General features: G+C 70.9%; 21 protein-coding genes. 7 read left to right on the top strand and 14 right to left on the bottom strand.

Features of this window, described 5'->3' with window-relative positions:
- Positions 1-133: 133 nt before the first annotated feature.
- The 4 genes from JGR68_RS05840 to JGR68_RS05825 all read right to left on the bottom strand — a co-directional run bounded on the left by JGR68_RS05840 (position 134) and on the right by JGR68_RS05825 (position 2,626).
- A complete protein-coding gene (locus JGR68_RS05840; RefSeq protein ID WP_096297887.1) occupies positions 134-343 on the bottom strand; it encodes a cold-shock protein in 210 nt (69 codons plus the stop codon).
- Between the two features lie 259 nt (positions 344-602).
- Entirely contained in the window at positions 603-1,322 is a 720-nt protein-coding gene (locus tag JGR68_RS05835; protein ID WP_199361532.1) for a pseudouridine synthase, read from the bottom strand.
- A gap of 77 nt (positions 1,323-1,399) precedes the next feature.
- Entirely contained in the window at positions 1,400-1,678 is a 279-nt protein-coding gene (locus JGR68_RS05830; protein ID WP_199361531.1) for a GNAT family N-acetyltransferase, read from the bottom strand.
- Between the two features lie 9 nt (positions 1,679-1,687).
- Positions 1,688-2,626, bottom strand: a complete 939-nt coding sequence (locus JGR68_RS05825) for a hypothetical protein (RefSeq protein ID WP_199361530.1) — start codon at positions 2,624-2,626, stop codon at positions 1,688-1,690.
- A gap of 208 nt (positions 2,627-2,834) precedes the next feature.
- On the opposite strand from JGR68_RS05825, the gene JGR68_RS05820 reads away from it, so the two are divergent.
- Complete coding sequence (locus JGR68_RS05820; RefSeq protein WP_199361529.1) at positions 2,835-3,020, top strand: hypothetical protein; 186 nt, start codon at positions 2,835-2,837, stop codon at positions 3,018-3,020.
- Between the two features lies 1 nt (position 3,021).
- Here the strand turns inward: JGR68_RS05820 and JGR68_RS05815 are convergent, their stop codons facing one another.
- Both JGR68_RS05815 and JGR68_RS05810 read right to left on the bottom strand, forming a co-directional pair.
- Positions 3,022-3,624 (bottom strand): rhomboid family intramembrane serine protease, encoded by a 603-nt coding sequence (locus JGR68_RS05815; RefSeq protein WP_199361668.1) that lies wholly within the window; start codon positions 3,622-3,624, stop codon positions 3,022-3,024.
- 8 nt (positions 3,625-3,632) lie between these two features.
- A complete protein-coding gene (locus JGR68_RS05810; RefSeq protein WP_199361528.1) occupies positions 3,633-5,270 on the bottom strand; it encodes an oligopeptide:H+ symporter in 1,638 nt (545 codons plus the stop codon).
- Between the two features lie 120 nt (positions 5,271-5,390).
- Here JGR68_RS05810 and JGR68_RS05805 point away from each other — a divergent pair, with 120 nt between their 5' ends.
- On the top strand, positions 5,391-7,205 hold the full coding sequence (locus tag JGR68_RS05805) for a M14 family metallopeptidase (RefSeq protein WP_199361527.1): 1,815 nt from the start codon (positions 5,391-5,393) through the stop codon (positions 7,203-7,205).
- Positions 7,206-7,221: 16 nt separating this feature from the next.
- On the opposite strand, the gene JGR68_RS05800 is transcribed toward JGR68_RS05805, so the two are convergent.
- From JGR68_RS05800 to JGR68_RS05785, 4 genes are all read right to left on the bottom strand, one after another.
- Positions 7,222-8,295: a diguanylate cyclase gene (locus JGR68_RS05800; protein ID WP_199361526.1), complete on the bottom strand. Its 1,074-nt coding sequence runs from the start codon at positions 8,293-8,295 to the stop codon at positions 7,222-7,224.
- A gap of 127 nt (positions 8,296-8,422) precedes the next feature.
- A complete protein-coding gene (locus JGR68_RS05795; protein WP_199361525.1) occupies positions 8,423-10,360 on the bottom strand; it encodes an ATP-binding cassette domain-containing protein in 1,938 nt (645 codons plus the stop codon).
- A gap of 38 nt (positions 10,361-10,398) precedes the next feature.
- Entirely contained in the window at positions 10,399-12,060 is a 1,662-nt protein-coding gene (locus tag JGR68_RS05790) for a protein adenylyltransferase SelO (protein ID WP_199361524.1), read from the bottom strand.
- A 41-nt stretch (positions 12,061-12,101) separates the two neighbouring features.
- The gene (locus JGR68_RS05785; protein WP_199361523.1) at positions 12,102-13,628 is read right to left on the bottom strand and encodes a transglycosylase SLT domain-containing protein; all 1,527 of its coding nucleotides are present in this window, start codon (positions 13,626-13,628) and stop codon (positions 12,102-12,104) included.
- 143 nt (positions 13,629-13,771) lie between these two features.
- Here JGR68_RS05785 and JGR68_RS05780 point away from each other — a divergent pair, with 143 nt between their 5' ends.
- Both JGR68_RS05780 and greB read left to right on the top strand, forming a co-directional pair.
- A complete protein-coding gene (locus JGR68_RS05780; RefSeq protein ID WP_199361522.1) occupies positions 13,772-15,298 on the top strand; it encodes a helicase HerA-like domain-containing protein in 1,527 nt (508 codons plus the stop codon).
- Positions 15,299-15,358: 60 nt separating this feature from the next.
- Positions 15,359-15,865 carry a transcription elongation factor GreB gene (gene greB, locus JGR68_RS05775; RefSeq protein ID WP_199361521.1) on the top strand — a complete coding sequence of 169 codons (507 nt, stop codon included), beginning with the start codon at positions 15,359-15,361 and terminating at the stop codon, positions 15,863-15,865.
- On the opposite strand, the gene JGR68_RS05770 is transcribed toward greB, so the two are convergent.
- Both JGR68_RS05770 and rimO read right to left on the bottom strand, forming a co-directional pair.
- Positions 15,850-16,956 (bottom strand): acyltransferase family protein, encoded by a 1,107-nt coding sequence (locus tag JGR68_RS05770; protein WP_199361520.1) that lies wholly within the window; start codon positions 16,954-16,956, stop codon positions 15,850-15,852. The two genes, greB and JGR68_RS05770, sit on opposite strands and share 16 nt — an antisense overlap.
- A gap of 10 nt (positions 16,957-16,966) precedes the next feature.
- Positions 16,967-18,370, bottom strand: coding sequence for a 30S ribosomal protein S12 methylthiotransferase RimO (gene rimO / locus JGR68_RS05765; RefSeq protein ID WP_199361519.1), 1,404 nt, complete (start codon positions 18,368-18,370; stop codon positions 16,967-16,969).
- A gap of 149 nt (positions 18,371-18,519) precedes the next feature.
- On the opposite strand from rimO, the gene JGR68_RS05760 reads away from it, so the two are divergent.
- Positions 18,520-19,275, top strand: coding sequence for a dienelactone hydrolase family protein (locus tag JGR68_RS05760; RefSeq protein ID WP_199361518.1), 756 nt, complete (start codon positions 18,520-18,522; stop codon positions 19,273-19,275).
- A gap of 13 nt (positions 19,276-19,288) precedes the next feature.
- A complete protein-coding gene (locus JGR68_RS05755; protein ID WP_199361517.1) occupies positions 19,289-19,726 on the top strand; it encodes an HIT family protein in 438 nt (145 codons plus the stop codon).
- 3 nt (positions 19,727-19,729) lie between these two features.
- On the opposite strand, the gene dcd is transcribed toward JGR68_RS05755, so the two are convergent.
- The gene (gene dcd / locus JGR68_RS05750; RefSeq protein ID WP_199361516.1) at positions 19,730-20,317 is read right to left on the bottom strand and encodes a dCTP deaminase; all 588 of its coding nucleotides are present in this window, start codon (positions 20,315-20,317) and stop codon (positions 19,730-19,732) included.
- A 106-nt stretch (positions 20,318-20,423) separates the two neighbouring features.
- On the bottom strand, positions 20,424-21,305 hold the full coding sequence (gene apbC, locus JGR68_RS05745) for an iron-sulfur cluster carrier protein ApbC (protein WP_199361515.1): 882 nt from the start codon (positions 21,303-21,305) through the stop codon (positions 20,424-20,426).
- 159 nt (positions 21,306-21,464) lie between these two features.
- Between apbC and JGR68_RS05740 the strand changes: the two genes are divergently transcribed.
- Positions 21,465-21,926, top strand: a complete 462-nt coding sequence (locus tag JGR68_RS05740) for a DUF2147 domain-containing protein (RefSeq protein WP_199361514.1) — start codon at positions 21,465-21,467, stop codon at positions 21,924-21,926.
- The last annotated feature ends 87 nt before the right edge of the window (positions 21,927-22,013 follow it).

The raw sequence follows: 22,013 nt of genomic DNA, 5'->3' as shown, positions 1-22,013 counted from the left end.
CGCCGCGGCGCTTTGACGCATGGCGCCGCAGCACCGCCACGCGTCCCGCCTGTGGCCAATCCAGAACCAGCGCACAAACGAAAAGCCCCGGGCGTTTCCGCCCGGGGCCTTCTGGTGTCGCGAGACGCGGGCCTTAGACGGCCTGCACCTCGTCAGCCTGCAGACCCTTCTGGCCCTGCACGACCTTGAACGAGACCTTCTGTCCTTCCTGCAGCGACTTGAAGCCGGTGCCCTGGATGGAACGGAAGTGGACGAAGAGGTCCTGGCCGCTCTCGGGGGTGATGAAGCCGAAGCCCTTGGCGTCGTTGAACCACTTGACGGTGCCGGTCTGACGATCGGACATGGTGTTACTCCTTGAAACGTTTTGGAATTGGCACGGTCCGCGAACGGATCCGAGACTGCGAAGCAAGGGGTAACACAGGAACGATGGAGCGGATCGTCAGGACCCGGCCGTTGACCGGCCTTGAAACCTTGGATCTACCGCACCGGAGCCACGATGTACCGTGATCCCGCTTTGAACAGTGGACGCACCATACCGCACTTTCGACCGCAAATGTGAATGCCCGGCACCACCCGTCATCCCGGGGACCCGGATGGCCCGGTCACCAGGCGTCCTGGCCAGGCAACAGCGCCGCCAGCTCGGCTTCGCTGAGGTTGCGCCAGCGCCCCGGCTTCAGGTGGCCGATCTGCACCGGCCCGATGCGCACCCGCACCAGGCGCTTCACCCGATAGCCGAAGTGCGCGGCCATCAGGCGGATCTGGCGGTTCAGGCCCTGGACCAGGGTGACGCGGAATCCGTAGCGTCCGAGCTTCCCGGTGCGACATGGCAGGGTCACCTCGCCGTGGATCGGGACCCCGCGGGCCATCCCGCGCAGGAAGTCGTCGGTGACCGGGTTGTTGACCCCCACCAGGTATTCCTTCTCGAGCTTGTTCTCGGCGCGCAGCACGGCGTTGACGATGTCGCCGTTGCTGGTGAGCAGGATCAGGCCCTCGGAGTCCTTGTCCAGCCGGCCAATGGGGAAGATGCGCTCCTGATGCCCGACGAAGTCGACGATATTGCCGGCGACCCCGGTTTCGGTGGTGCAGGTGACGCCGGTGGGCTTGTACAGGGCGATATAGACGTGCCGGCGCTTGCCCGGCGCGGCGCTGCGCGCGCGCAGCGGGCGTCCGTCGACGAGCACCTCGTCGCCCTCGCCCACCTCGGCGCCGACCCGGGCCCGGATCCCGTTGACCGTGACCCGGCCTTCGCCGATCAGCCGGTCGGCTTCACGGCGCGAGCAGGCCCCGGTCTCGCTGATGTGCTTGTTGAGGCGAATCGACACAGGCGGCCCCGCGTGAAAGGGGCGCAAGTCTGGCAGATCGCGGGCGGCCGCGGGCGGTTACCCGTGACCGGCCGCCCTCAACGGACCAGGTCGGCGTACTCGGGGTGGCGGCGGACCCAGGTCGCGGCGTACTCGCACAGCGGCCGGACCTTCCAGCCCTCGACACGGGCGTGGTGGAACGCCGCCTCGACCAGCTTGCCGGCGATCCCCCGCCCTCCGATCGCCTCGGGCACCCGGGTGTGGGTGATGTGCATGACTCCGTCGGCCATTTCGTAGTCGACGTTGGCGACGTGGCCGTCGACCCCGGTCACGAAGCGCCCGGGGATGCGGTGGTGTGTGATGTCGAGATCGGACATGGCCGGGTCCTATTCGGTGTCGCCGCGGTGGTCGCGCTTGCCCTGGCTGCGGCGGTCGCGCGTCGAGCTGCTGCCCTGGATGGACGCCATCCTCGACTCGCCGGCATGCAGCTTGAGCGCCTTGCCGGCCGCCTCCTGCGACTGGTAGCCGGGCTGCGGTGCATGGTCGACGACCGGATCCAGCGCGTGCCACGGCAGGGTGGCGCGGGCGCGCTGCTGCTGCTCCTCGAGCAGGCGGCGGGTGTTTTCGAGCGCGCGTGCGCGCGAAACGCGCTTGCGGGGCTGGGCGTTCGCCGGGGCGGACCGCCTGGTTCGGGATGGACCCGGCTCGCCGACCGTCCCCTCGGCTGGCTTGGCCGCAGTTTTGTTCGCCACCGACTTCCGTGCTTCGGACTTCCCCGCCGCGGACCTCCTGCCCGAGGTCTTCGTTGCCTCGGTCTTCTTTGCCTCGGTTTTTTTTGCCGCGGCTTTCTTTGCTGCTGTCTTGGTTGCCGGTATCTTCGTTGCCGCAGTCTTCGCAGTCGTCTTCGCCGCGGTCTTCTCGGCTGCGGCCTTCCCGACCGTCCTGGCCGTCGTCTTCCGCCCGACGGCCTTCTTCGCAGCCGTCTTCTTCGCAGCGGCACCCTTCGTGGCCTTCCGGACAACCGGCTGCGCCGGGGCATTCCGGCGGGCCTCGCTGAAACGCTGCAGGATCTCCACCAGCAGCGCCTCCTTGCGAGCCGTCCTTCCGGCGATGCCCTCGTCCCGGCCTTCGCCGCGCTTGCGCGCTGCCAGCCGCTGCCGCTTCAGGAGGTCGCGGGCGCGGTCGCGCGAGGCACGCGCGCGCTCGACCCGTCCGGCCAGCGCCGTGCGATCGAAGCCCCGGAGCGCGTTGGCCCGGCTGTCGTCGAAAAGCTGCATCTCGGACTTGTTGAGCAGCGCGGTGGCCTGGGCGCGAGTGAACGGCATGGGCGATCTCCTGCGGATGGGAACGGCCAATGCTTAACACGCACGGGATTCAGGCCGGGTGAGCAGGGCCTGCCCGCGTCACAGGCCGCCGGGACCGAACCGCGACTGCCGCTCAGCGTCACCTGCCCACCAAAGCGCTGGGCGGCGCGCGCGATTGGCACGCTTGATGCGTCAGCCTTCGGCAGACCGACCACCGTGGAGCTCCGCCATGCACGCGATCCTCGATACCAGCGCCGGGCACGACGCCGTCACCCGCCTGTTCGACCTCTCCCGGGCCGGCGCGGTCGACAACGTCGAGTTCAGCCAGCTCGATTCGCTGGTGTATTCGCGCCTGCTCGAAACCTACGATGGCGACCGGGCCGGCAACGACGGCGCCAGCGAGTCGATCTCCTGACTCAGAAGGACGGCGAGGCCAGCCGCGCGAGGAACACCTCGAACACCCGCGGCTCCATCATCACCGTGAACAGCACGCCATAGCCGGCGCCCCAGAGATGGGCGCTGTGGTTGACGTTGTCGCCGCCGCGACGGTCCATCCAGATCGAGTAGCCGATGTAGAGCACGGCGTAGACGATCGCCGGCACCGGGATGAAGAAGACGAAGATCAGCGTCCACGGCTGCACGAGGATGAAGGCGAACAGCACGGCCGACACCGCGCCCGAGGCACCGAGGCTGCGGTAGGACGGATCGCGGCGATGGCGCAGGTACGTCGGCAGGATCGCGACCAGGATCGCCGACAGGTAGAACAGCGCGAAGCCCAGCGCGCCGATGTACGTCGTGAACAGCGCCTCGACGTGCCGGCCGAAGAAGTACAGCGTGATCATGTTGAACAGCAGGTGCTGCCAGTCCGCATGCACGAAGCCGTGGGTGACCAGCCGGTCGTACTGGCGCTGGCGCTCCACCGCCGGCGGCCACAGCAGCAGCCGCTCCAGCAGGCGCCGGTTGCCGAACGCCTGCCAGGAGACCAGCACGGTGACCGCGAGGATCGCCAGCGTCACCATCCCGTCCATCAGGCGACGCCCGCCACGCGGTAGTTGTCCTGCATCGGATAGCGCCGTGCATAGGCCGCGAACGCCGCCGCCGCCACGAAGGCGAACCCCGCGAAGAAGAACATCAGGAAGGCGTTCTCGCTGAGGCCGGTGTTGGCGATGGCGGCGGTGACCGCGTCGTTGCGCACGCCGGCATTGGTCAGCAGCACCCAGAGGCTGCCGAAGGTGCTGGTGAGGTACCAGAAGGCCATGATCACGCCCTTCATGGCCTGCGGCGCCTGGCTGTAGGCGAACTCCAGCGCGGTGGCCGAGACCAGCACCTCGCCGAAGGTCAGCAGCAGGTAGGGCAGGCCCTGCCAGGCCAGCGAGACCTCGCTGCCGCCGTCGAGCCACAGCTGCAGCATGCCGGCCACGACCCAGGACAGGCCGGAGATCGCGATGCCCCAGCCCATGCGGCGCAGCGCCGTGACCTGGAAGCCCATGCGCCGCAGCGCCGGGTACAGCACCAGGTTGTTGAACGGGATCAGCAGCATCACCAGCAGCGGATTGAGCGCCTGCATCTGCGCCGGCTCCTTGACCAGCCAGCTCGGCCACCACCACTGGTCGTGCGGCATCACCATCGCATTGCCCTGGATGATCCAGGTGGACGCCTTCTGGTCGAACAGCGACCAGAACGGGGTGACCAGCGCGAACACGATCAGGATCCGCAGTACCGCGCGCACGCCGTCGACGGCGGCGTCGGGATGCCGGCCGCGCGCGCGTTCCAATTGCAGCGAAGCGCCCCAGCCGCCGGCGGCGATCAGCACGCCGAGCGCCAGGCAGGCGGTGATGACGAAGCCGAACGAATCCGGCCACCACGGCAGGGCCACGCCCGCGGCCTTGAGCGCCCACAGCGCCAGCATCAGCACCGCAACCGAGATGCCCGTCCAGGCCACCAGCGAGCCGGCGTTGCCCTGCCCTTCGCGGCGCTCGCGCAGCGCAGTGCGGACCACGTTGAGGAAGGAATCGGGGTCGTGTCCCGACGGCGGCACGTTGACGTACTGCTTGCGGCCCAGCCAGAACACGAACGTGGCGATGAACATCAGCACGCCCGGCACGCCGAACGCCACCGCGGGCCCGTAGCTGCGCAGCAGCAGCGGCGCCAGCAGCGAGGCGAAGAACGAGCCGAAGTTGATGATCCAGTAGAACGCGTCGAAGACGATCTTGGCCTTGGACTTGTTGGTCTGGTCGAACTGGTCGCCGCAGAACGAGACCACCAGCGGCTTGATGCCGCCCGAACCCAGCGCGATCAGGAACAGGCCGGCATAGAAGCCGTTGCGGCTGTCCTCGAACAGCGCCAGGCAGGCGTGGCCGGCGCAGTAGATGAGCGAGAACCAGAGGACGGTGTTGTACTTGCCGAAGTAGCGGTCGGACAGCCATCCGCCCAGCAGCGGGAAGAAGTACACGCCGATGACGAAGGTATGGAAGATGTCCTTCGCCGCGCCCTCGCGCTCGGGGCCGGCCGGGAGGTAGGCCAGCAGCATCGAGCTGATCAGGAACGGGATGAGGATGTTCCTCATGCCGTAGAAGCTGAAGCGCTCGCAGGCCTCGTTGCCGATGATGAAGGGGATCTGGCGCGGCATCCTGCCGGCGTCGGTGGCAACGGGGGCTGTGCTCATGCGGCTTGGCGTCTTGCGGGCGGAAGCACGAAGGCTAGCGCATCGGACGCCGCGACGCTTTGGCCGAAAGGTCATGTACCGTCATCATGGCCGGGTCTTCCCAGCCCGGCCGCCCGCCCGATGACCCGTCCCTCGCCCGCCCTGCCCGCCAGCCTCGCACTCGCCCTGCTGCTGGGCCTCGCGCCCGCCACGGCGGCGCCTGCAGCCACCACGGCCACACGCACCTCGGCCGTCGCATCGCTGGTGACCGAAGCCGAACGCTCCGGCTTCCAGCGCACTGGCCGCTATGCCGAGGTCCTGGCCCTGTGCGACGCCTTCGCCGCCCGCTACCCGCAGGCGGTGCGCTGCATCGAGTTCGGCACCACGCCCGAGGGCCGGCCGATGAAGGCCCTGGTCGCCTCGCGCAGCGGCGCGCTCACGCCCGGGGCCGCGCGGTCGCGTGGCCTGCCGGTGCTGCTGGTGCAGGGCGGGATCCACGCCGGTGAAGTCGACGGCAAGGACGCCGGCTTCCTGGCGCTGCGCGAGCTGCTGGCCGGCGAGGCCGCCCCGGGGGCGCTCGACGACGTGGTGCTGGTCTTCGTGCCGGTGTTCAACGCCGATGGCCACGAGCGCTTCGGGCGGTGGAACCGGCCCAACCAGCGCGGCCCGGAGGAGATGGGCTGGCGCACGACCGCGCAGAACTACAACCTCAACCGCGACTACGTGAAGGCCGATGCGCCCGAGATGCGCGCGATGCTGGGCCTGGTGCAGGCCTGGGACCCGATCGCCTACGTCGACCTGCATGCCACCAACGGCGCGCAGTTCGAACACGACATCTCGGTCCAGATCGAGCCGTTGCACTCCGGGGACGCCGGCCTCGCACGCGCGGGCCTGGCGCTGCGCGAGGCGCTGCTCGCCGGGCTCGCGGAACAGGGTTCGCTGCCGCTGCCCTTCTATCCCTCCTTCGAAGTCCACGACGACCCGTCCTCGGGCATCGTCGACGGCGTGGCGCCGCCGCGCTTCTCGCATGGCTACTTCGCGCTGCGCAACCGCTTCGGGATCCTGGTGGAGACGCACTCGTGGAAGGAGTACCCGGTCCGGGTGCGCATCACGCGCAACCTGGTGGTGGGCATGCTGGAGCAGACCGCGCGGCATGGCCGCGACTGGCTGGCTGCCGCGGCCGCCGCCGACGCGCGCGCGGCGACGCTGGCCGGCACCACGGTGCCGCTCGAGTGGGTCGCCACCGACCGCGTGCGCACCGTGGATTTCCGCGGCTACGCCTGGACGCGGACGCCATCCGAAGTCTCCGGCACCCTCGCGACCCGCTATGACGAAACCACGCCGCAGCTGTGGAAAATGCCGCTGCGCGACGAGATCGTGCCCGGCCGCCGCGTGCCGGTAGCCGGCGCCGGCTACCTGGTGCCGCCCGCGCATGCGGCGGCGGCGGCGCGCTGGCTGGACCTGCACGGGATCGGCTACCGGCGCCTCGCCCACGCCCTGCCGGCGGCCCGCCTCGAGGTCTTCCGCGCCAGCGAATGGCGGGCTGCGGCGGCCTCGAGCGAAGGTCGCCAGCGGCTGGAGCTCGAGGGCGACTGGGCGCCGGAGACACGCGACGTGGCCGCGGGCGCGCTCTTCGTCCCGGTCGCACAGCCGCGCGCGCGGCTGGCGATGGCGATCCTGGAGCCGCAGGCGCCGGACTCGATGCTGGCCTGGGGCGAGTTCAACAACGCCTTCGAGCGCAAGGAGTACATGGAGGCCTACGTCGCCGAGGACGTGGCGCGCGACATGCTCCGCGACCCGGCGGTCCGCGCCGCGTTCGAACGAAGGCTCGCGGAGGACGCGGCGTTCGCGGCCAGTGCGTCGGCGCGGCTCGAATGGTTCCATCGCCGGCATGCGAGCTGGGACGAGCGGCTGGGCCTCTATCCGGTCTTCCGCACCGCCGTCACCCCGCCCTGAGCGGGCCGCGCACGGCTCAGTACAGCTGTCCGGCCAGCGTGCCGTCGGGCTCGACCCGGTTCCGCCCGCCGGCCTTGGCGCGGTACATCGCGGTATCGGCGCGCGTGAGCCACTCGTCGGTGGTCACCACCGACAGGTCGGCCTGGGCCAGGCCGATGCTGAGGGTGCAGCCCTCGGCCGCGGCCTCCGCCGTGCGCTCGGCCAGGAACGCGGTCCGCACCCGCTCGGCCACGCGCACGGCCCCGGCCTGGCTGGTCTCGGCCAGCAGCACGCCGAACTTGTCGCCGCCGTAGCGCGCGGGGGCATCGATCTCGCGCGTGCAGGCACGCAGCACCGACGACACGCTGCGCAGCACGGCGTCGCCGGCCAGGTGCCCGTGCCGCTCGTTGACGGCCTTGAAGCCGTCGACGTCGACCAGCATCAGCACCGCCGGCCGGCGGGTGCGCGCATGCCGCGCGAGCTCGGCGCCCAGCGTCTCGTTCCAGCCGCGCCGGTTGAGCAGGCCGGTGACCACGTCGACCCGGTTGAGGCGTTCGAGCTGGCGGTTCTTGAGCGCCACGCTGCGGCCCAGGCCGTAGGTGAGGGTGGCCAGCGCGATCGGATAGACGAACAGGAACGGCAGCGTCGCCAGCACGTTCGACATGCTGCTCTCCAGCCGCACCGCGAACCCGAGCGCGGTCGAGGTCAGCGCGCAGGCCGCCAGCAGTGGCAGCGTGGTGCGCCCGAGGAAGCGCCAGCCGCCCACGGCGATCTTGTCCATCGACACCATCGCCAGCAGCACCGCACTGGGCACCAGGTTGAACTGCATGATCGCGATCCACATGCCGGCGGCCGCGGAGTCGAAGACCAGGAAGCGCTGCGCGCTTTGCGCGGGCTCGGACGAGCGCAGGGTCAGCGAATGGGCGAGCAGCGGCCACAGGAACCCGTTGAACGCCCACAGCGTCCAGGTCCAGGCCGGCGCGCCGTCGCGTGCGAGCACCGAGGCGACCAGCAGCGCGGACAGCGCTGCGCCGAGCGTGCGGACATGGTGGACGCGCCGGGCGAAACGCAGTTCGCGCTGGCGGACGGGTTCGTCGTCGGTCGGGTGCATGCGCGCAGAGTGGCGGCGATCGGCGGCTCCGGCAAGCGTTTCCGCCCTTCAGCGGCGCCAACAACGGAACGCCGTCACGTTTGTCAGCGCGCCGCGCCGGAGCTCCGGATCCGCGAGGCCCGCGCGCTCAGCCAGACGCCGCGTCGAGCGCCTCCCAGCGCGCGTAGGCGGCGTCGAGTTCGGCCTGCGCCTGGGCCATCGCCGCGTTGTGCGCGGTGATGGCGGCGGCATCGGCACGGAAGAAGTCCGGGTCCGACAGCGCGGCCGCCATGCCGGCGAGCCGCGTTTCCAGCGCCTCGATGCGCGCCGGCAGCTGTTCCAGCTCGCGCGCGTCCTTGAATGACAGCTTCGCGCGCCCCGGCGCCGGAGCGGGTGCGCCGGCCGACGCGACCGCGGCCGATGCCCCCTGCTGCTCCGGACGCACGTTTGCCTGCGGCAGCCCCGGGCCCGACTGGCCAGGCCCCGACCGGCTCTCGCGCAGCCACGACTGGCTTTGACGAAGCCAGTCACTGTAGCCGCCGACGTACTCGCCGACGCGGCCGTCGCCCTCCATGACCAGGGTCGAAGTCACCACGTTGTCGAGGAACTCGCGGTCGTGGCTGACCAGCAGCAGGGTGCCCGGGTAGTCGGCCAGCAGTTCTTCCAGCAGCTCCAGGGTCTCGACGTCGAGGTCGTTGGTCGGTTCGTCCATCACCAGCAGGTTGGACGGCTGCGCGAACAGCTTGGCCAGCAGCAGCCGGTTGCGCTCGCCGCCGGACAGGCGGGTGATCGGCGCGCGCGCGCGTTCGGGCGTGAACAGGAAGTCCTGCAGGTAGCCGATGACGTGCTTGCGCTTGCCGCCGACCTCGACGAAGTCCTGGCCCTCGGCCACGTTTTCCAGCGCGTTCCAGTCCTCGCGCAGGGTGGCGCGGTACTGGTCGAAATAGGCGACCTGCAGCTGGGTGCCGATGCGGATCTCGCCGGCCTGGGGCTCCAGCTCGCCGAGCATCAGCTTGAGCAGGGTGGTCTTGCCGCTGCCGTTGGCGCCGATGAGGCCGATCCGGTCGCCGCGCAGGATGGTGGTGGACAGGTCGCGGACCATCACCCGGTCGCCGAACGCGAACGACACATCCTTGGCCTCGATCACCTTCTTGCCGGAAGCTCCGGCCTGCGCGGTATCCATGCGCACGGTGCCGACCTGCTCGCGCCGGGCGGCGCGTTCGTTGCGCATCGCCTTCAGCCGGCGCACGCGGCCCTCGTCACGGGTGCGGCGGGCCTTGATGCCCTGGCGGATCCAGACCTCTTCCTGCGCCAGGAGCTTGTCGAAGCGCGCGTTCTCCTGCGCCTCGGCGTTGAGCCGCTCTTCCTTGCGCCGCAGGTAGTTGGCCCAGTCGCCGGGCCAGCTGGTCACCTGCCCGCGGTCGATCTCGACGATGCGCGTGGCCAGCGCGCGCAGGAAGCGGCGGTCATGGGTCACGAACACCAGCGCGCCGGACCAGGCCTTCAAAAAGCCTTCGAGCCAGTCGATCGCCTCGATGTCGAGGTGGTTGGTGGGTTCGTCGAGCAGCAGCAGGTCCGGGGCCGACACCAGCGCGCGCGCCAGCAGCACCCGCCGCTTCATGCCGCCGGAGAGGCGCGAGAACGCCAGTTCGCCGTCGAGGCCGAGCTTCTGCAGGGTTTCCTCGACGCGCTGGTCGGCCGCCCAGCCGTCGGCTGCGTCGATCTTCGCCTGCACCGCCGACATCGCGTCGGCGTCGTAATGGTCGCCGTGGCTCAGGTGGTGGAACTCGGCCAGCCAGGCGCCAAGCTCGCCCATGCCCTCGGCCACCACGTCGAACACCGTGCCCGAGGCGCCGGCCGGCACTTCCTGCTCCAGCCGCGCCACGCGCACGCCGCCGTCGCGGCGGATGTCACCGTCGTCGGGCCTGATCTCGCCCGAGAGCAGGCGCATCAGGGTGGACTTGCCGGCGCCGTTGCGGCCGATCAGGGCGATCCGCTCGCCGGTTTCGATGGCCAGCTCGACTTTCTCGAGCAGGAGCGGGCCGCCGACGCTGTAGTCGACGGCATTCAGGGTGATGAGAGGCATCCGCCCATTCTACCGGCCCGCGCGCGGCGGCCGGCGGCTCAGGAACTGCAGGACAGCATCGAGCAGCCGGCGCGGTCCATCGCCCAGTCCGGGCGCAGCGCGGCAAAGGCTTCGCGCCCGGGCTGCTCGCCGTAGGGATCGCGCAGCACGTCCAGCAGCTCGGCGATTCCCGCCTCGTCACCCGCCTCGGCGCGGTCGATGGCCTGCTGGGCCAGGTAGTTGCGCGGCACGTAGCGGGGATTGGCCGCGTTCATGTGCGCGACCCGCGCCTCGCGTGGCAGGCCGTCGGCGCGGCAGCGGGCGGCGTAGCGCGTCAGCCAGGCCTCGAACCCTGCAGCCTCCCCTGCCAGTCGCTGCTCGTCGTAGAACGCGCCCCGCAGCGGTTCGAGCGAGGTCTGCGGGGCATCGATGTCGACATCGGCCAGCGCGCGGAAGAACCGCGTCATGTCGGCACCGGCGCGGTGCATGAGCGCCTGCAGCTCACGCATCAGCGCGAGGTCGCCGTCCGTGCAGCGCTCCAGGCCCAGCTTGGCGCAGGCGTTGTCGCGCTCGCAGCCGGCCCAGGTCGCGGCGTAGGCGTCGAGGCCCGCCTGCAGCGGCGCGGCGTCGGCGAACAGCGGCGCCAGCGCCTGCGCCAGCCGCCCGAGGTTCCAGTGCGCCACCCGCGGCTGCCAGCCGAAGCGGTAGCGCCGGTGCTGCACATCGGTGGTGTTGGGCGTCCAGTCGGGGTCGTAGTCGTCGATCCAGCCGTAGGGCCCGTAATCGATGGTCAGCCCGAGGATCGACATGTTGTCGGTATTGAGCACGCCGTGGACGAAGCCCACCCGCATCCAGTGGCCGACCAGGCGCGCGGTGCGCACGCAGACCTCGTGGAACCAGCGGGCGAACAGGGCCTCGTCGAAGGCCCCCGCCGCGCGCAGGTCGGCGAGCGAGCCCGGCCCGGTCGCCGGCAGGCCGACGCCGCTGGATCCGGCCCCTGCCGCATCGGCGGCGCCGCCCGGCGCGTGCAGCAGCCACGGAAAATCGCGCCACACGCAGAACTCCGCCAGCGCGCGCAGCAGCTCGGGATCACCGCGGGAGGCCGGAAGCTCGAAGGTGCCGAAGCGGATGAACGAGGGTGAAACGCGGCACACGACCGCGCCGGGCTCGGGCCGCGGATGACCGTCGTAGAACATGTCGCGGACCACCGGCTCGCCGGTGGCCACCAGTGACAGGGCACGCGTGGTCGGCACGCCAAGGTGGTGCATGGCCTCGCTGCAGATGAACTCGCGGATCGAGGAGCGCAGAACGGCGCGGCCATCGGCGCCGCGCGAATACGGCGTGGCGCCCGCACCCTTCAGCTGCAGCTCGTGGCGTCGTCCGTCGGCACCCACGGCCTCGCCGAGGCTGATCGCACGCCCGTCGCCGAGCTGGCCGGCCCAGTGGCCGAACTGGTGCCCGCCGTAGTTCGCGGCCCAGGGATCCATGCCGTCCAGCCGCGCATTGCCGCCAAACACTGCGGCGAAGACGGGCGACGCGACATCGGGCGCCCCCAGCCCCAGCATGTCGGCGACCTCCGCCGCATGTGCGACCAGGCGCGGGGACCGCACCGCGGTCGGCGACACCCGCGACCAGGCGGCCTGGACCTGGCGCAGGCCGGGCCCCTCGACCGGGTCGCCCGGCAGCTCGCGCAGGAACGCGTTGTCGAAGTCGAGTCGCATGCGCGCAGTATCGTCAGCGGCGCGCGAACGCGACGTGCGGGTCAGCCGCTGCAGCCTTCCAGGCGCAGCCGCTGCCCCACGCGGATCGCGTAGGACGGCGCCTGCAGGCGGTTGGCCTGGGCCAGCTCGCGCGCCTCGCAGCCGTACTGCCGGGCGATGCCGACCAGGGTTTCACCACGGGCCACGCGGTGCTCGCGCGGCGCGGACGCCGGCGTGGGCACGCCGGTGGCCACGGTCGTGCCTTCGGGGCGCACGACCTCGATCGGCCCGGTGCGCACCAGCGCCGCGTCCACCCGGCTGCCCATCAGCTGCTGGGCCAGGTCGGCGCGCCGGCCCTGGGCGCACCAGCGCTTGTACAGCGCGGCCATGCGCGTGGTGCCCTGGAGCACGGCGCCGGCGGGAATGACCTGGTCGGCCTCGAAGCGCGGGTTGAGGTTGCGCAGCTGGCGCATGTAGCCGTGGCGGCTGCCGCTGTCGCCCATGCAGATGGTCAGCTCGTAGATCGACGCCGGCCGCGACAGCGCGAAGTGCGTTGGTCGCACGTCGATCTTCGGGAAGCTCAGCCCGTATTCCCTGGGATGCAGGTACAGCCACGCCGCCGCGATCACCATCGGCACGTAGTCGCGGGTCTCCGCCGGGAACTGGCTGTAGACGTCGGCTTCCCAGAAGGCGCGGCCGCCACTGGCGTCATGGATGCGCCGCGCGCGGCCTTCGCCGCCGTTGTAGGCCGCCAGCCACTTCTCGACCTCGTTGCCGAACTCGGCGAAGCGCTCGGACAGGTAGCTCGCCGCCGCGTCCGCGGACTGCGCGGGATCGTAGCGGGTGTCGAAGCCGCTGCCGTCCGGCCCCAGGCCGAAGCGGCGCCCGGTCGCGGGCATGAACTGCAGCGGCCCCACCGCGCCTGCGCGCGAACCCGCATGCACGCGGCCGTTGGATTCCTTGGCCATGATCCCGAACAGCAGCGCCTCGGGCAGGCCACGCTTCTCGAAAGCCGGGGCCATCAGATGGCGCATGTACTGGTAGTTCTCGTGGCTGGTGACCAGCGACACGCGCATGTCGGTCAGCCAGCGGCGGATGCCCTCCTGCACCGCCGGATTGAACTGCACCATGCGCACGAAGCGCTGGCCGTCTTCGCTCAGCAGCGCCGCGGCGGTGGCCGCCTCGGGAACGTCGCCGGTGGGCATGCCGTCGTCGCCGATGTCGCCGATGTCGTCGGTCTCGACGCCGTCGGCGCCCCCGACATCGTCGGCCTGCGCCTTCAGCAGGCGCTTCACGCCCGGGAGCAGCGCCGAAAGCTCGCAGCCGCGCTGCTTCTCGCAGGCCAGCAGCACGTCCTCCACGTCCTCCAGCGCGGCGTCGCCCTGGGCGAGCGCCTCGGGATCGGCGTTGGCGGCCTTGACCAGCGACTCGCGGTAGCGCGCCTCGGCGGCGGCCATGCGTTCGGCCAGATCGGCCGTGGCGGCCCGGTCGCGCCGGGACTGGGCGGAGGCCTCGGGAACGTGGGAGAGCGAAACGACGACGGCCGTGGCGAGCACGAGCCGACGCAGGACTGCGGAATATGGGGGCATGCGACAACCGGGGACTGCGAAAACGCGAACCGCAGGGTAACGAGGCCCCGCTGCAAGCGCAAAGCCCGCGCGCCACGGGTTTCCGGTTCGCCGGGACGGTCAGGGCATTTGGCTAGAATCGCGGCATCACCCCAGGAGCTCCCATGGACCCGATCCTCGTCGGCAAGGCCGTCACCGCGCCCGACTCGCTGCCCGAAACCGGTGGCCGCGTCTTCCTGCAGCCGAAGTTCGGCAACCGCCACGGCCTGGTCGCCGGCGCCACCGGCACCGGCAAGACGGTCACCCTGATGACCCTGGCCGAGGGGTTCTCGCGGATCGGCGTGCCGGTGTTCATGGCCGACGTCAAGGGCGACGTCGCCGGTCTCGCGGTCCCGGGCGACATCGACGACAGGCTCCGCGAGCGCGCGGCGATGATCGGCGTCGACGGCTACGACGCCGAAGCCAGCCCGGTCATCTTCTGGGACATCTACGGCAAGCTCGGGCACCCCGTGCGCACCACGGTCAGCGAGATCGGTCCGACGCTGCTGGCGCGCATGCTCGAATTGAACGACACCCAGTCCGGCGTGCTCGACATCGTGTTCAAGCTCGCCGACGACCGCGGCCTGCTGCTGCTCGACCTTGCCGACCTGCGCGCCCTGCTCGGCCTGGTGGCCGAAGAGCGCAAGGCGGTGTCGACGCAGTACGGCCTGGTCAGCACGCCGTCGATCGGCGCCATCCAGCGCGCACTGCTGCGCCTGGAGTCGGACGGCGGCGAGGCCTTCTTCGGCGAGCCCGCCCTGGAGCTGGCCGACATCATGCGCACCACCACCGACGGCCGCGGCGTGGTCAGCATCATGGCCGCCGACCGCCTGATCCTGAAGCCGCGGCTGTATTCCAGCTTCCTGCTGTGGTTGCTGTCGGAGCTGTTCGAGACCCTGCCGGAGGTTGGCGACCTCGACAAGCCGAAGCTCGCCTTCATCTTCGACGAGGCCCACCTGCTGTTCGCCGACGCACCGCCGGCGCTGCTGCAGCGCATCGAACAGGTCGTGCGGCTCATCCGCTCTAAGGGCGTGGGCGTGTACTTCTGCTCGCAGTTCCCCGACGACGTGCCCGACAACGTGCTGGGCCAGCTCGGCAACCGCGTGCAGCACGCGCTGCGCGCCTACACCCCGCGCGACCAGAAGGCGGTGCGCACCGCGGCCGAGACCTTCGTGTCCAACCCGGGCCTGGACGTGGCCAAGGCGATCGGCCAGCTCGGCACCGGCGAGGCGCTGGTGTCCACGCTGCAGGGCAAGGGCGCGCCGATGCCGGTCGAGCAGACCCTGGTGGCGCCGCCGCGCTGCCGCATGGGCGCGATCACCGACGCCGAGCGCGCGCAGGTGCGCGCCGGCAGCCCGGTGGGCGCGAAGTACGACGCCGCGGTCGACCGGGAGTCCGCGTTCGAGCTGCTGGCGAAGAAGGCCGAAGGCCTGGCGGCGCAGGCCGGCGCTCCGCAGGCGCGCACCGCGAAGCAGGACGAGGAGGAGGCCGGTGGCGGCTTCGCCCAGGCGGTCAAGGATGCCGTGTTCGGCACGAAGCGCCGCCAGGGCATGGTCGAAACCATGGCCAAGCAGACCGCGCGCACGGTCGGCAACCAGATCGGCCGCCAGATCCTGCGCGGGATCTTCGGCGGCATCACGGGGCGCAAGTGAGCGCCGCCCTGGCTCACCGTGCGCGCGGCACGACGCGCGACATGGCGCGCTGAGACAACGATGTCGCGCTGGCGCCCGCCCGCGGAGAAATCCACCGCCCTGGTCACCGCCGAAGGCCATGCGCGGCTGAAGGCCGAACTCGACGACCTGTGGCGCGTCCGCCGCCCTGAAGTGGTGCGCGCGCTGGCCGCGGCCGCGGCCGAAGGCGACCGTTCGGAAAACGCCGAGTACACCTACCGCAAGAAGCAGCTGGGCGAAATCGACCGCCGCGTGCGCTACCTGTCCAGGCGCCTGCAGGATCTGCGCGTGGTCGACACCCGGCCAAGCGATCCCGACGCGATCTACTTCGGCGCGCTGCTCGAGGTCGAGGACGTCGCCAGCGGCGACTGCGCGCGCTACCGCATCGTCGGCCCCGACGAGACCGACGCGGCGCTCGGCTGGATCAGCATCGACTCGCCGCTGGCCAGGGCGCTCCTGAAGAAGCGCGTGGATGACGAGGTCGACGTGGAACTGCCCGGCGGAAAGCGCCGCTTCGCCGTGGTCGCGGTCGACTATCCCGCCGACTGAGCCACCGGCGGCAGCGGCCCGCGGTCTCCCGCGGCGCGCCGGCGGCGCCCCAGGCGCAGGAACGGCTGCTCGATCACCAGGTAGCTGGCCACCGAGACCACGACCACGACCGCCAGCACCGTCGCCGCGGCGGCCGGGCTGCCCACCGGAAACGGCAGCCAGCCCAGGTTCTCCAGCACGATCGCGTGCCAGAGGTAGCCGCTGAAGCTGACCACGCCGAACACCCGCAGCGGCAGCCAGCCGAAGCCGGCCTGCAGCCATGCCGGGGCCTGCAGCAGGGCCAGCATGAACCCACCCCAGATCAGCCCGTACAGCGTGTACGACTGGTGCCAGTGGTTGACCGCCACCGGCGCCCCGCGCAGCAGGCTCCACAGGCTGGGCGTCATCGCGATCGCCAGGGCGAAGAGCGCGCACGCGACGACGGCGGCCGGGCCACGCAGGCCTGCCTGCCATCCGGGCCGGCGCGACAGGTGGTGGTGGGCGACGGCCACCCACGAGCCGACCAGGAAGATCGCGATATAGGTCCGCAGCTGGAAGACGTGGAACTCCGGGGCCAGCCACTCGCGCGCGGCGATCGCCGCCGCGGCCAGCACGGTCGCGGCCCAGAAGCTGCGCCGCGCCACGTGGATCCAGGCCAGCACCAGCAGCGGCAGCACCAGGTAGTACTTGAATTCGACCGCGATCGACCAGGTGAGCCAGAACGCGCGCTGCAGCGTGAGGTGGTCCCAGACCTCGCGCGCCGACATCGGCGGCATCTGGTGCTGCAGCGGCAGCAGCCAGCAGGCGAGCAGGAACACGGTGTACAGCGGATAGATCCGCAGCACGCGGCGCCAGGCGTAGCGCCACCATTCGCCCGCGTCCAGGCGTCCCAGCGCATCCAGGTGCAGGAACTGGTGCATGAGCAGGAAGGCGCTGAGCACGAAGAACAGCCAGACGCCGGTCTTGCCGGTGCCGGACATGTCCACGCCCGGGACGAGGTGCAGGCCCATGTTGCTGCCGTGGCTCGCCACCACCAGCAGCAGCGCGAGCCCGCGCAGGCCATCCAGCGCGGCCATGTGGGTACCGACGCTGGGGAATGTGCGGGTGAGCATGCCCAGCGGGCTAGCCAAGGGGCTCCCCGGCGTACTCGACCTCACCGTAGAGGTCGTGCTCGTCGCTGCCCATGATCCGCACGTCGACGAACTCGCCGGCACGCAGGCCGGCCTCGCGGCCGTCCTGCACCTGCACCAGGCCGTCGATCTCGGGTGCGTCGGCCATCGAGCGCGCGATCGCGAGGTCGCCGTCGATGGCATCGACGATGCAGCGCTGCACCGTGCCCACCTTCGCCTCCAGCCGCTGCGCGGAGATCTCCGCCTGGCGCTCCATGAAGCGCGCGAGGCGCTCCTGCTTGACCGCTTCCGGCACCGGGTCCGGCAGCAGGTTGGCCGCGGCGCCGGTGACCGGCGAGTAGGCGAAGGCGCCGACGCGGTCGAGCTGGGCGGCGTCGAGGAACTCCAGCAGCGCCTCGAACTCGGCCTCGGTCTCGCCGGGGAAGCCGACGATGAAGGTCGAGCGCACGGTCAGCTCCGGGCAGGCCGCGCGCCAGGACTGCACGCGCTCCAGGGTGCGCTCCACGGCGCCCGGACGCTTCATCAGCTTGAGGATGCGCGGGCTGGCGTGCTGGAAGGGGATGTCGAGGTAGGGCAGCAGGCGCGGGGTCCCGTCGGCCTTGTGCTGGGTCATCAGCTCGATGATGGTGTCCACGTGCGGGTACGGATACACGTAGTGCAGGCGCACCCAGGCGTCGAGTTCCGACAGGCCTTCGCACAGCGCCTTCATGCGCGTCTGGTACGCGCGGCCGCGCCAGGTGCGTTCGGCGTAGCGCAGGTCGACGCCATAGGCCGAGGTGTCCTGCGACACCACCAGCAGCTCGCGAACGCCGCCATGCACCAGGCGCTCGGCTTCGCGCAGCACCTCGTCCACCGGGCGCGACACCAGGTCGCCGCGCATCGAGGGGATGATGCAGAAGCTGCAGCGGTGGTTGCAGCCCTCGGAAATCTTCAGGTAGGCGTAGTGCTTGGGGGTGAGCTTGATACCGGCGGCATAGTCCTCGCCGCCGAGCACGCGCGGGGCCGGCATCAGGTCGACGAAGGGATCGTGGCGCGGCGGCAGCGCGGCGTGCACCGCCTGCATCACGCTGCCGTAGTCCTGCGGCCCGCTGATCGACAGCACGCCGGGATGCGCCTCGCGGATCAGCTCCGCGCGCTTGCCCAGGCAGCCGGTCACGATGACCTTGCCGTTCTCCGCCATGGCCTCGCCGATCGCATCCAGAGATTCGGCCACCGCGGAGTCGATGAAGCCGCAGGTGTTGACCACCACCACGTCGGCGTCGTCATAGCTGGCCGACAGGTCGTAGCCCTCGACCCGCAGCTGGGTGAGGATGCGCTCGGAGTCGACCAGGGCCTTCGGGCAGCCGAGGCTGACGAAGCCCACGCGGGGGGCGGTCGGGGTGGCGGTGTCGTTCATGCGCTGCGGCGGCTCGGCGGTGTGGACCGCCGGTGGGGCGGGTTTGCGGGGGATGCGTGAGGGCGTGGCCGGGAGGGGCCGGCGGCGATTATACCGGCGGGCTAGAATCCGCCGGAGGCCGGACCCCACGGCCGGGCCTGGAGGCGACGATGGGCGCACGGGTGAAGCTGCAGGTCCCCGGAATCGGCGAGGTCGGCGGCTGGCTGGCGCGGCCCGAGGGCCCGCCGCAGGGCGGCGTGGTCGTCCTGCAGGAGATCTTCGGGGTGAACGCACACATGCGCGCGGTCACCGACCGCTATGCGCGCGAGGGCCTGCTGGCCCTGGCCCCCGCCCTGTTCGATCCGGTGGAGCGCGACGCCGAGCTCACCTACGACGAAGCCGGCTTCGAGGGCGGGCGCGCCCTGGCCGCCGCCCTGGGCTTCGACCGCGCGGTGGCCGTGGCGGGGGCGGCGGCCTCGACGCTGTCCATGCTGCTGGCGCCCCCTGGGGGCCGCCCGGCGCCCGCGACCAGGGTCCAGGCCAGCCCCGAGCCCGGTGAAGCGGCCGACCGGCGCGTGGCCGCCGTGGGCTTCTGCTGGGGCGGCAGCGTGGCGTTCCTGGCCAATACCCGCCTCGGCCTGCCCGCGGTCAGCTACTACGGCGCGCGCACCCTGCCCGTCCTGGACGAACCGCTGCGCGCGCCGATGCTGTTCCACTTCGGCGCCCGCGACCACAGCATTCCGCCGGCGGACATCGAGGCCCACCGTCGCGCGCATCCGCAGGCGGAGCTGCATGTCTACGATGCCGGCCACGGCTTCAACCGCGACGTCGACCCGCGCCACCACGATCCGGCATCGGCCCGCCTCGCCCACGTCCGCACCCTCGACTTCCTGCAGCGGGCCTTCCGGCCCGGCGCAGGCCATTGACCGGGAGACCCCCATGCCCAGGCGCAAGCAGCAGCCATCCGAACCGCACGCGATGCATCCCCAGCTCGCCGCCGACAGCCATCCGGTCGCGACCCTGGCGCTGTGCGACCTGCAGCTGATGGACGACGACAACTATCCGTGGCTGGTGCTGGTGCCGCGCGTGCCCGGCGCGCGTGAGCTCACCGACCTCGACCCCGCCCAGCGCGCCACGCTGATGGAGGAGATCGCGCGCTGCGAGCAGTTGCTGCTCGACGTGGTCCAGCCGCACAAGCTCAACGTCGCCGCGCTCGGCAACCTGGTGCCGCAGCTGCACGTGCACGTGATCGCGCGCTTCGAACACGATCCGGCCTGGCCGGCGCCGGTCTGGGGCCGCGTCGCCTCGCGACCCTATGCCCCCGAGGCGCTGGTGGCGCGGGTGCGTGACCTGCAGGCGGCGCTCCTGCAGGACTGAGGCTCAGGTGCGCGGCAGGGTGACGCCGGTCTGGCCCTGGTACTTGCCGCCGCGGTCGCGGTACGAGGTCTCGCAGACGTCGTCGGCATCGGACTGGAAGAACAGCATCTGCGCAACGCCCTCGTTGGCGTAGATGCGCGCGGGCAGCGGCGTAGTGTTGCTGAACTCCAGCGTCACGTGGCCTTCCCACTCGGGCTCGAGCGGGGTCACGTTGACGATGATCCCGCAGCGCGCGTACGTGCTCTTGCCCAGGCACACCACCAGGGTGTCGCGCGGGATGCGGAAGTACTCGACCGTGCGCGCCAGCGCGAACGAGTTCGGCGGGATGATGCATTCGTCCGCCTCGATGTCGACGAAGCTCTTGGGGTCGAAGTGCTTGGGGTCGACGATCGTCGAGTTGATGTTGGTGAAGATCTTGAACTCGCGCGAGCAGCGCACGTCGTAGCCGTAGCTCGAGGTGCCGTAGCTGACGATGCGCTCGCCGCCGGCGCCGCCCTTGTCGGAGAACTTGACCTGGCCGGGCTCGAAGGGCTCGATCATGCCCTGCTCCTCGACCATGCGGCGGATCCAGCGGTCGGACTTGATGCTCATGCGGCTCCCGGGTGCGGCGCCCCGGCGGCGGCGCGCGCCCCGGGGCAGGACCGGCGATTGTAGGGAATGGTGGCCGGGGCGGCACCCCGGGCCGGGACGCGCCCTGCTACAGCAGCGACGCGGAGATCGCCGCGGGCGCGCGCGGACGCTTCGCAAGCTCCGCGGCGACGTTGGCGGCCAGCTGCCGGTAGGCCGCGGCGGCAGGGGAATCCGGCGCCGCCAGGACCACCGGCGTGCCGGCATCGCCCTGCTCGCGGATGCTGCGCTCCAGCGGCAGCGAGCCCAGCAGTGGCACGCCGTACTGTTCGGCCATGCGCGCGCCGCCGCCTTCGCCGAAGACGTGCTCGGCGTGGCCGCACTGCGTACAGACGTGCACGGCCATGTTCTCCACCAGGCCCAGCACCGCGACCTCGACCTTCTCGAACATCTTCAGGCCCTTGCGCGCGTCCAGCGTGGCCACGTCCTGGGGCGTGGTGACGATGATCGCGCCGGCGACAGGAATCTTCTGCGCGAGCGTCAGCTGGATGTCGCCGGTGCCCGGAGGCAGGTCGACGATGAGGTAGTCGAGGCCCTCCTCGCCGCCCCACAGCGTGTCGTTGAGCAGCTGGGTGAGCGCCGAGGTGGCCATTGGACCGCGCCAGATCATCGGCGTGTCCTGCTCCACCAGCAGCCCGATCGACATCGCCTCGATGCCGTGCGCGCGCATCGGCAGGATCGACTTGTTGTCCGGGCTTTCCGGGCGGCCCGACAGGCCGAGCATGGTCGGGATACTGGGGCCGTAGACGTCGGCATCGAGGATGCCCACGCGCGTGCCATCGGCCGCGAGCGCGAGCGCCAGGTTGACCGCGGTGGTCGACTTGCCGACGCCGCCCTTGCCGGATCCCACGGCGATGATGTTGCGGATCCGCGGCAGGGGCTTGAGGCTCGCCTGCACGGCATGGGCGGGGATGCGGGGGGCTCCCCTGGCGGACGGGTTACTGGTGGACAACACGGCACTCCGGCGTCGACATCGGGCCTGCAAGCTTGCGCCAAAGCCGCGATCGCTGCGAGCGGCGCGTTGTGCCGCCGTTGTTCTTTTCCGCCGCGGCAGCGCGTATAAGGGCGGAGCGCCGAGGGCGCGGACCCTACGACCCTATTGGAGTGACCGATGCGCAAGACCTTCCTTTGCGGTGCCCTGCTCGCCGTTGCCATCCTGGCCACTTCCGGCGCCAGCGCACAGGCGAACGGCGCCACCGGGCGCTGGAAGACCATCGACGACCAGACCGGCAAGGCGAAGTCGATCGTCGAGATCACCCAGGCCGCGAACGGCACGCTTACGGGCCGCATCGTCGAACTGCTCGATCCGAGCCGGCCGAACCCGACCTGCGACAAGTGCAAGGACGACCGCAAGGACAAGCCGATCACCGGGATGGAGATCATCCGCGGCATGAAGGTCGATGGCGCGGCCTGGTCCGGCGGCACCATCCTCAAGCCCGACGAGGGCAAGGTGTACAAGTCGAAGATGGAGCTGGTGGAGAACGGTGCCAAGCTCAAGGTGTCCGGCTGCGTCGCCTTCATCTGCAAGTCGCAGCTGTGGGAACGCCAACCCGCCGCGCGGCAGGCTCCGTAACGGAATCGTCACCCCACTTTAACAACGAGTTCCCGGGTGATAGGGTCGGGGTTCGGGCGCGCTGGGGTAGCGCGTCCGGATCCCAAC

The sequence above is a fragment of the Luteimonas sp. MC1750 genome, assembly GCF_016615955.1.
Lineage (GTDB): Bacteria > Pseudomonadota > Gammaproteobacteria > Xanthomonadales > Xanthomonadaceae > Luteimonas.
This window is presented reverse-complemented; position numbering and strand designations above follow the sequence as displayed.

What these genes read in the sequence shown, in the direction of transcription:
- JGR68_RS05830 (WP_199361531.1), bottom strand. Translation starts at nt 1,678, where the DNA reads ATGTCCGATCTCGACATCACACACCACCGCATCCCCGGGCGCTTCGTG.
- JGR68_RS05825 (WP_199361530.1), bottom strand. Translation starts at nt 2,626, where the DNA reads ATGCCGTTCACTCGCGCCCAGGCCACCGCGCTGCTCAACAAGTCCGAG.
- JGR68_RS05820 (WP_199361529.1), top strand. Translation starts at nt 2,835, where the DNA reads ATGCACGCGATCCTCGATACCAGCGCCGGGCACGACGCCGTCACCCGC.
- JGR68_RS05740 (WP_199361514.1), top strand. Translation starts at nt 21,465, where the DNA reads ATGCGCAAGACCTTCCTTTGCGGTGCCCTGCTCGCCGTTGCCATCCTG.
- rimO (WP_199361519.1), bottom strand. Translation starts at nt 18,370, where the DNA reads ATGAACGACACCGCCACCCCGACCGCCCCCCGCGTGGGCTTCGTCAGC.
- JGR68_RS05840 (WP_096297887.1), bottom strand. Translation starts at nt 343, where the DNA reads ATGTCCGATCGTCAGACCGGCACCGTCAAGTGGTTCAACGACGCCAAG.
- JGR68_RS05760 (WP_199361518.1), top strand. Translation starts at nt 18,520, where the DNA reads ATGGGCGCACGGGTGAAGCTGCAGGTCCCCGGAATCGGCGAGGTCGGC.
- JGR68_RS05810 (WP_199361528.1), bottom strand. Translation starts at nt 5,270, where the DNA reads ATGAGCACAGCCCCCGTTGCCACCGACGCCGGCAGGATGCCGCGCCAG.
- JGR68_RS05780 (WP_199361522.1), top strand. Translation starts at nt 13,772, where the DNA reads ATGGACCCGATCCTCGTCGGCAAGGCCGTCACCGCGCCCGACTCGCTG.
- JGR68_RS05770 (WP_199361520.1), bottom strand. Translation starts at nt 16,956, where the DNA reads ATGCTCACCCGCACATTCCCCAGCGTCGGTACCCACATGGCCGCGCTG.
- JGR68_RS05755 (WP_199361517.1), top strand. Translation starts at nt 19,289, where the DNA reads ATGCCCAGGCGCAAGCAGCAGCCATCCGAACCGCACGCGATGCATCCC.
- JGR68_RS05785 (WP_199361523.1), bottom strand. Translation starts at nt 13,628, where the DNA reads ATGCCCCCATATTCCGCAGTCCTGCGTCGGCTCGTGCTCGCCACGGCC.
- greB (WP_199361521.1), top strand. Translation starts at nt 15,359, where the DNA reads ATGTCGCGCTGGCGCCCGCCCGCGGAGAAATCCACCGCCCTGGTCACC.
- JGR68_RS05790 (WP_199361524.1), bottom strand. Translation starts at nt 12,060, where the DNA reads ATGCGACTCGACTTCGACAACGCGTTCCTGCGCGAGCTGCCGGGCGAC.
- JGR68_RS05815 (WP_199361668.1), bottom strand. Translation starts at nt 3,624, where the DNA reads ATGGTGACGCTGGCGATCCTCGCGGTCACCGTGCTGGTCTCCTGGCAG.
- JGR68_RS05800 (WP_199361526.1), bottom strand. Translation starts at nt 8,295, where the DNA reads ATGCACCCGACCGACGACGAACCCGTCCGCCAGCGCGAACTGCGTTTC.
- dcd (WP_199361516.1), bottom strand. Translation starts at nt 20,317, where the DNA reads ATGAGCATCAAGTCCGACCGCTGGATCCGCCGCATGGTCGAGGAGCAG.
- JGR68_RS05795 (WP_199361525.1), bottom strand. Translation starts at nt 10,360, where the DNA reads ATGCCTCTCATCACCCTGAATGCCGTCGACTACAGCGTCGGCGGCCCG.
- JGR68_RS05805 (WP_199361527.1), top strand. Translation starts at nt 5,391, where the DNA reads ATGACCCGTCCCTCGCCCGCCCTGCCCGCCAGCCTCGCACTCGCCCTG.